At 55.7% G+C, this 7,677-nt stretch carries 5 protein-coding genes and 1 pseudogene; 2 read left to right on the top strand and 4 right to left on the bottom strand.

The genetic code is table 11. The features are described from left to right. Nucleotides 1-1,052, bottom strand: a 1,052-nt coding sequence (istA, locus tag B0O95_RS14880) for an IS21 family transposase (protein ID WP_233203441.1), incomplete at its 3' end; no start/stop codon positions are given. A 283-nt stretch (nt 1,053-1,335) separates the two neighbouring features. Between istA (B0O95_RS14880) and istA (B0O95_RS14875) the strand changes: the two genes are divergently transcribed. Both istA (B0O95_RS14875) and istB read left to right on the top strand, forming a co-directional pair. Further along, complete coding sequence (gene istA, locus B0O95_RS14875; protein ID WP_416171946.1) at nt 1,336-2,367, top strand: IS21 family transposase; 1,032 nt, start codon at nt 1,336-1,338, stop codon at nt 2,365-2,367. Next, nucleotides 2,367-2,828, top strand: a pseudogene (gene istB / locus B0O95_RS14870) (IS21-like element ISRme20 family helper ATPase IstB); the annotation flags it as partial. The gene istA (B0O95_RS14875) and the pseudogene istB, both read left to right, overlap by 1 nt. Before the next feature lie 41 nt (nt 2,829-2,869). Here istB and B0O95_RS17325 read toward each other — a convergent pair. The 3 genes from B0O95_RS17325 to B0O95_RS14860 form a co-directional block, all read right to left on the bottom strand. Beyond that, the gene (locus B0O95_RS17325; RefSeq protein WP_199180537.1) at nt 2,870-3,001 is read right to left on the bottom strand and encodes a transposase DNA-binding-containing protein; all 132 of its coding nucleotides are present in this window, start codon (nt 2,999-3,001) and stop codon (nt 2,870-2,872) included. Between the two features lie 279 nt (nt 3,002-3,280). Continuing rightward, on the bottom strand, nt 3,281-3,520 hold the full coding sequence (locus tag B0O95_RS14865) for an MbtH family protein (RefSeq protein WP_104078542.1): 240 nt from the start codon (nt 3,518-3,520) through the stop codon (nt 3,281-3,283). Continuing rightward, nucleotides 3,517-7,662 (bottom strand): amino acid adenylation domain-containing protein, encoded by a 4,146-nt coding sequence (locus tag B0O95_RS14860; RefSeq protein ID WP_158249517.1) that lies wholly within the window; start codon nt 7,660-7,662, stop codon nt 3,517-3,519. The genes B0O95_RS14865 and B0O95_RS14860 overlap by 4 nt, the downstream gene beginning before the upstream one ends. Nucleotides 7,663-7,677: the final 15 nt, after the last annotated feature.

Genomic DNA, 7,677 nt, shown 5'->3' with positions numbered 1-7,677 from the left:
GTTGGAAACAGCTCGTCTCTGTAGCAGTAAGCCGCGAACGCGCCGGGCTTTCTCACCAGTGACCAGATCAGATGCCGGTAGTCGATTCGCCGCTGATTGCGCCCGCTCAAGCGCGGCAGAGTAAGAACATGTGCCGTCCCGTGGTAAAGATCCAAGTTCTCCGAGCGGATGCGTGCCTTTAGCGTGGCGCCGATCAATCGTGACGGCACCGAGTAGTGATTGTTGAGAACCCGAACCAAGCTGAAACGAGAAACGCGCACCGTGACTTCGCGCGTGAAGTCCAGCGGCGCTGCGGGCAGCGCTCTAAGCGCGGCTCGGTCCGCCTCGAATCGTTGCGAGCGCGTGAGATTGCGCTGCCGAACAAGTTCGCCAAGGAAGTGTTCGTAGTCGCTGCGCGTTGCGAAGTCTCGCGTGCCGCGAACCCGTAGCGCCTGGTCCACGGCCTCTTTGAGGCGGAAGTGCGATTGCTCGACGTCGCCGTTTTGATTAGCGCATCCGGCCGTGTTCGCTGATGGCTGCATGCCGTAATGAGCAAGCAATGCACGATAGTTCTGCGTGAACTCATGCATTCCTTCGCGATCCAGGTCGCGTACGGCCGCACTCAGATTGTCGGTGCGATGCCATTGCGGAACACCGCCGATCTGCCACAGGCATGCTTCAAGCCCTTCAGCCAGCGCCTCAAAGCTCTCGGAGAAGCAAATGCGCACGGCTTCCACGTTCGAGTACGTCAGCACCAGGTGGTAGACCAGATGCGGGAATGCCGTGCCCGAGATCGTTACTCTGAGCCTATTCATTGAAGTGAAATCGGATTGAGCCATGCGCCCGGGCACATGCTCCTGTGCAAACATGACTTCTTGTTCCGGGCCGTGACGAACTCGCCACGCTTGGATGTGCCGCTGCAACGTGCGCAGCAGGCCTTCTTGATATCGCCCCGGAAACGCCTGGCACAGCAGCGCGAATAAGGTCTTGGCCTGCAATGCCGGATCTCGCTTGAGATGGCCCTCAACCCATGGCCAATCGACGCTAAACGGATTCTCCCGCGTGCGATGCATGCGCGGCTTCTTCATTTGACTTGGTAACGTGCCAGCACGCTCTTACTTACGGACCGTGCGCTCACTCATACCTGTTCGCGCTGCCGCCAGCTTCTGGCTCGCCCCTTTGCGCCGTTCTTCCCGCAACAATTTGATTTCTCCGTCTTTTTTCATGCTGGCTCCGCAAGGAGCCGCATGATAGCGACGGCCGCAACCTCAACAGTTCAGCCGCCGAACACCGGCAAATCTAGTTGGCGCCACCGGCAAAAGTAATTGTCACCAGACAGCCCTTTTTGGAGGGCCAGTGCTTACAAGGGAGGTAATCGTGGAAATACGTGTGCTGGCCTGCCAAGGATTGGGAATCCGGGAGATCTCACGGGAACTGGGATTGTCGAGGAACACCGTGCGCAAATATTTACGCAGTTATGCTGAGCAGGAGCGCACGCCGCGCTCGGGGCGTACACACAAGCTCGATCCGTTCAAAGTCTATCTGCATGAGCGGGTTCGAGCAGCGCATCCGGCCTGGCTGCCGGCGACAGCGCTGTTGATCGAGATCCGTGCGATGGGTTATGACGGCGGCCTGACGCGGCTTCGGGCCTATCTTCGGTCGTTGAAGTTGATCAAGGCGCCGGAGCCGCTGGTGCGTTTCGAGACCGATCCGGGACAACAAATGCAGGTCGACTGGGTCGTGTTCCGACGTGGCAAGCTGCCGCTGTCGGCATTCGTCGCGACGCTAGGTTACAGTCGAGCGAGTTACGTCGAATTCGTGACCGACGAACGATTGCCGACACTGCTGGGCTGCCACGAGCGCGCGTTCGACTTCTTCGGCGGCGTTGCGCGCGAGGTTCTGTACGATAACGTCAAGACAGTTGTGATTGGCCGAGACGCTTACGGTCCCGGACTGCATCGCTATCAACCGGGCTTGCTCGACTTTGCGAAGCACCACAACTTCGTGCCGCGACTGTGCAAGCCTTACCGAGCCAAGACCAAGGGCAAGGTAGAGAGCTTCAACGGGTACCTGCGCCGCAGCTTCTACAATCCACTGGCGAGCCGGTTGGCTCAGGATCGGCTCGCGCTGGACGCGACCACGGCGAACGCCGAGGTCGTGCGCTGGTTGAGGGACGTCGCCAATGTGCGTATCCACGGCACGACCGGGCAGCCGCCGCTCGAGCGTCTCCTGCTCGAGCAACCGAAGCTACAGCCCTTGCCGCAGCCGTGGCGCGCGAGCTTGCCCTGTGCCTGCGTGCCAACGATGCCGCCGCCGTCGCGGTTCGATAATACGCCGCTGCAGCATCAGCTGTCGGTCTACCAAGCCCTGTTGACGGAGGCTCGGTGATGGACATCCAACACGAACGAATCCTTGAAGCTTGCCGCCAACTGCGCATCGACACAATGGGGGAGCAGTACAGCATGCTAGCGGCTAGGGCGGCGGCTAACCAGCTCACGTTTGCCGACTTCTTCGAGGCACTGTTGAAGTGCGCGATGAACGCGAAGCACACGCGCACCAAATCCATGTTGCTACGCACGGCAGGCTTGCCTGTACTGAAGACACTCGAAGAGTTCGACTTCACGTTCGCTCATGGCGTCACGAAGAAATCGGTGCTGGAGCTGTCGTCGATGGCCTTCGTGGAGCGCGCCGAGAACATCGTGCTGCTCGGACCGAGTGGGCTTGGCAAAACGCATCTGGCGATCGCGCTGGGCTACATCGCCACGCAGATGGGGATCAAGACGCGTTTCATCGGCGCGGCGGATCTTGTTATTGCGCTGGCAGCCGCCTCTCGACAGGATCGACTGGCCGCCTTGGTTGAAGCCCAGTCCTGGCACGCAAATGGAATCGTCTAGCCCATGCCATTCCATAGTTGGATCAAAAGCTTGCCGAAACGCTTGCGTAGCCGCGAGTGCGCAAATTCGCTTTCTCCAACTTCATGCTCAAACCAGGCTTGATTCTCTGCCTTTCGGTTCCCTGCCATCTCGTTCGCACGCCGGTCATCATAGATGCCAAGTTACCAGGATTCGCGATTGAGATGTGGGTAATTGCAAGCCTCGCGAGCCGCTTACGGCGCCAACCGCCACGACGTCATACAACCGGTACAGCCGATTGACGCCATCGTGTTGATTGGCGGACGGCGCGGCCGGCCGCTGAGCCACCGTTGGCCGTATGTGTGCAAACCAAGGCTACGACCGCGACACAGTACCGGCGCAACTTTTATGAGCGAACACCCCCACGAGCCTTGGCCGATAGGGCAGCCTTATGCTTTACGCTCAGGCTCGATCACCGAAAGCTTTCCCATACTTTCAATCAAACTCGCGGGACGCATATCGGTCCAATTTCTTTCAATGTATTCCAGACAAGCCTGCCGTGCATCAGGCCCATGAACAGCCCGCCAGCCTGCCGGTACCTCGACAAAGTTAGGCCATAGCGAATGCTGGTTTTCGTCATTAACCAGCACCAGAAAAGTGCCATTGGGATCATCAAAAGGGTTGCTCATTCTAAAATCTCCTTTTCTCTTTGGGACGGTTGTTGCTGCGATAACTGATCCAGCTTATGTGCCAGAGTGCAACCAATCTCAGACATCGGCTCCGGCCTATCCATGTCCGAGTGTTTACACGAAACGTCGTGAACTTCTATGCTTCCGAGCACATAGGGCTTCCATGTATCGGGAGAAACAATTCCTCCAAGTTTGCCAGGTTTTGATCCGCCTACCACGATAGGGTCATCTTCGGCTATGGTTGCACGGAAGAAAAGTACATCTCCACTATAAGTTGATGGAGAAAAACCCTTCAGCATGCAAGCAAAGTTCTCCAAAACCTCATAGATATTTTCCCATGAATTTTTATGCTCTTGTATGGCCGAAATGAATTCTTCACCATAGCTGGAAATAAATTTATCGTAAATCGTATCTTTGTACTGGTTGAGCTTTCGTTCTCTGCTTAAAAAGGCAGGGTCGGCGTCAGTATCCAACAAGGCCAACAGCGCCACCTCTTCACCCTGCTGTTCAAGTTGAACCGCTATGCTATGCGCGATATATCCGCCCAGAGACCATCCTAGCAACCGGTAAGGCCCGTTCGGCTGGACGTGACGAATTTGCTCAATATAATCCACCGCGACAGCTTCGATCGTTGGCTTGAGTGGCCTGCTCCCATCAAACCCACGCGCCTGTAAACCATAAAGGGGTTGGTCAGCATGCAGGTAATGGGATAGCCGAATATAATTCCAACTTAAACCAAACCCCGGGTGAATACAGAAAAGCGGTGGGCGAGTGCCTTTAGTTTTAAGCGGAAGCAAGACATCAAAGGAGTCTTGTTGTGTGCCGTCCCGTGTAAGCAAACGCTGCGCCAACTCAGCAATGGTCGGCGCTTCGAACAGTGTCCGAATTGTGATCGCAACCCCGAAGCTAGCATGAATACGGCTAATGAGTCGGATAGCCAGCAGAGAGTGCCCTCCTAAATCAAAGAAGTTGTCGTGAATTTGCACCGTTTCCAGCCCAAAGATATCCGCCCACAACTCGACCAGCTTCTTTTCTATTGGTGTCCGAGACGGCGTCAAATCAACAGCCGGCAAGGCTTTACGATCAAGCTTGCCATTGGACATCAGAGGCAGGCGATCCAATAGGACGATCGTGGCTGGAACCATTGGCTCGGGTAATTGCGTTGCCATATGCTGACGCAGATCAGTTGGATCAGCGCACGTACCGCTTTCAGCAGCAAGCGGCTGAAGAACCGCATAACCGATCAACCGCTTTTGGCCGCCGCGCTCTTCACAGACAGTGACTGCAGCCTGCGCCACGGCCGGATGGCGACATAAAGCGGCTTCCACTTCTTCAAGCTCAATACGCCAGCCATCAATTTTAATCTGCCGATCGGTACGACCGATGAAGCTTAGCGTTCCGTCCGACATCCAGCGCACCAGATCCCCCGTGCGATATAAGCGTGTGCCTTCCGGGCCAAATGGATTAGCTATGAAACGCGCCGCGGTCAGCCCCGGTTGATGTACATAACCATGCGTTAAACCAGCGCCCGCCACATACAATTCGCCGATCGCTCCAATGGGAACAGGTTGCAACCCTCCATCCAGAATATACGTCTGTACATTGTTTAGTGGCGTACCAACCGGCACACGGGAATCTGTTGAATAGTCCCCCTGCACAGCATAGAGCGTGGCGAACGTCGTTGTTTCTGCCGGCCCATGGCCATTGACCAGATCCATCTTGGGACAAAATGCACGTACCCGCTGTACGGCCGTGGAAGAAAGAACCTCTCCCCCTGTTATTAATTGGCGCACGCTGCTGAGATAACCTAAATCTGCATCAGTCATTAGGTAAAATAGCCTTGCGTTTAACCAAAGCGCACTAATTTGGTAACGCTTGATGACCTCTTGCAAGATCGGTACGCTGAGCTCGTCTGACGGCGCAATGACGACCTGCCCTCCAGTAAGCAGCGGCACCCACAATTCATAGAGTGACGCGTCGAAGGACGTCGGTGAATGCAGCAATACACGCTTCGCTGCTGCCGTCAAACGCTCGTCCAAAACTAAATTAACAATATTACGATGTGTGACACCAATCCCGTTAGGCAGGCCGGTGGAGCTCGACGTATACATCAAGCACGCAAGCTGCTCGGAAACGCAAACCACAGACGGATCATGGCTCGGCGCGTGGGCTAGCAAAGGCTCGGCATCAATGACTAGGACTCGCACATCATGCACAACGCAGCGCGATTGCAAAGCACTATTCGTTAATAAAATTCGCGTACGTGTTTCAAGCAGTACAGCTTGCAGCCGGCTATCAGCGTCGGAGATATTGAGCGGGACATAGTTCGCACCGGCTTTAACCACAGCCAAAATAGCGATGATCTGTTCAAGCGCGCGCGGCATCAAGATTGCAACTGGCATATCCGGTGCAACGCCCTGTTGGATCAGGCGATGCGCGAGCCGGTTCACTCGTGCATTGAGTTCGGCATAAGTAATCCTTTGGTTTTCGAAGACTAATGCGATGGCCTCAGGTGTTTTGGTCACTTGAGCTTCAAACAGCGTGGGTAGGGTCACCTCGGGTATCGGATGCGAATTGTCATTCCAGCGCGTCAATAAATGTTGCCGTTCTACGGTATCGAGTAATTCTATGTGGCCAATCAGTTGATTGGGATCCCGCGCAATTGCTTCGAACAGACGCGTCAAGCGTTGCATCAACCGCTCCGCCGTTTCACGATCAAACAAGTCGGGCCGATAGCCCAACCGGAATGACAGCCGCGCACCAGGAATAGCAGTCAAGCTTAGCGGATAATGGGTAGTGTCACTGCCGTTAATGTTTGTAATCCGCAAATCGGCAGCGGCCACTTGCAATGCATCGCGATCAAACGGATAGTTCTCAAATACGACCAGCGTATCAAACAGCTGGCCAAGTCCAGCCAAACGTTGAATGTCAGCCAAATCGAGATGCTGATGTTCCATCAAGCAGCTTTGCTGATCCTGGACGTGTGTTAATACATCGATGATCGGCTGTGCTGAACTGAATTGGAAGCGTAATGGTGGCGTATGAATCAACAAGCCCACCATGTGTTCGATACCCGGCAATTCGGGTGGACGCCCAGCCACCGTTACACCGAAGACCACATCATCACGCCCGATCCACTGGCCTAACAACAAACCCCAGGCACCTTGTACCACGGTATTCAATGTCAGGCGACGCAGGCGGGCCTGCTGGCTTAGCGCTTGGGTGATCGTTTCGGAAAGCGTCCAAGCAAGCGTGGCTTGAGACGTAGACGAAGGAAGCCGTGTAGGTGCCAGGCGTGTCGATTCCTGAAGTCCGGCCAGCGTCTCGCGCCAAGCCCGCTCAGCTGCGGCGCGATCACGTCCGCTGAGCCAAGCTAGATAATCGCGATAGGGTGTCACACGAGGCAGCACGCGCTCATCTGCGCCATTGGCATACAGCGTGAACAATTCGTGGATCAACACCGGCATTGACCAGCCGTCCAGCAAAATATGATGGGAGGTCAAAACCAATCGATGCTGACTCGCTGACAGACGGATTAAGCTGAAGCGCAACAGCGGCGGGCGAGCCGGATCAAAGTGGCGTGAGCGATCTTCTTGTAACAAAAGGTGACACTGTGACGCACGCTCGGTCTCGTCCAGTTCACTCAAGTCGATCTCCCGCCAGGGCAGTGCAACTGTGCGTTGAATGACCTGCACCGGCTCGTTTACCCCCTCGTACACAAAACCGGCACGCAGGCTAGCGTGACGCTGTAGCAGCGCCTGTATCGCGGCCTGGAGCGCTTGACTATCTAGCACGCCCTCCAGATCGAGAACCATCGGCATAACGTAAGCGTCCGTACTAGACGCTTCTTGTAAAGGCTGGAGAGCATGAAAGAGCTGCCCCTTTTGTAACGGGGAAAGCGGCAAAATATCTTCGAGGTTGGGCCACATCGCTTCCAACTGTTCAATCTCACCTTGATTGAGCGTGACAAGCGGCACGTCCGACGGCGTCAAACCGCCCACATAGGGCTGCGCGGCGTAGGCAACCAGCGCTTCTAGGGCCTGAAACCACGTCTGTGCCAGCTCTTGGATCTGCTCGGCGGTAAATAGCGCGCCGGCCCAAGTCCAGTTGGCCACCAATTCGGGTCCATCGGTACCGTCCATGGTCATCGCATTGAG

This window comes from Mycetohabitans endofungorum, from assembly GCF_002927045.1.
GTDB classification, from domain to species: Bacteria; Pseudomonadota; Gammaproteobacteria; order Burkholderiales; family Burkholderiaceae; genus Mycetohabitans; species Mycetohabitans endofungorum.
The sequence above is the reverse complement of the archived record's forward strand: the minus strand, read 5'-3'. Positions and strand labels throughout refer to the sequence as shown.

Excerpts from the sequence above, each read along its gene's own strand:
- B0O95_RS14865 (WP_104078542.1), bottom strand. The coding sequence starts at position 3,520 with ATGAGCAACCCTTTTGATGATCCCAATGGCACTTTTCTGGTGCTGGTT.
- B0O95_RS14860 (WP_158249517.1), bottom strand. The coding sequence starts at position 7,662 with ATGGACGGTACCGATGGACCCGAATTGGTGGCCAACTGGACTTGGGCC.
- B0O95_RS17325 (WP_199180537.1), bottom strand. The coding sequence starts at position 3,001 with ATGGCAGGGAACCGAAAGGCAGAGAATCAAGCCTGGTTTGAGCATGAA.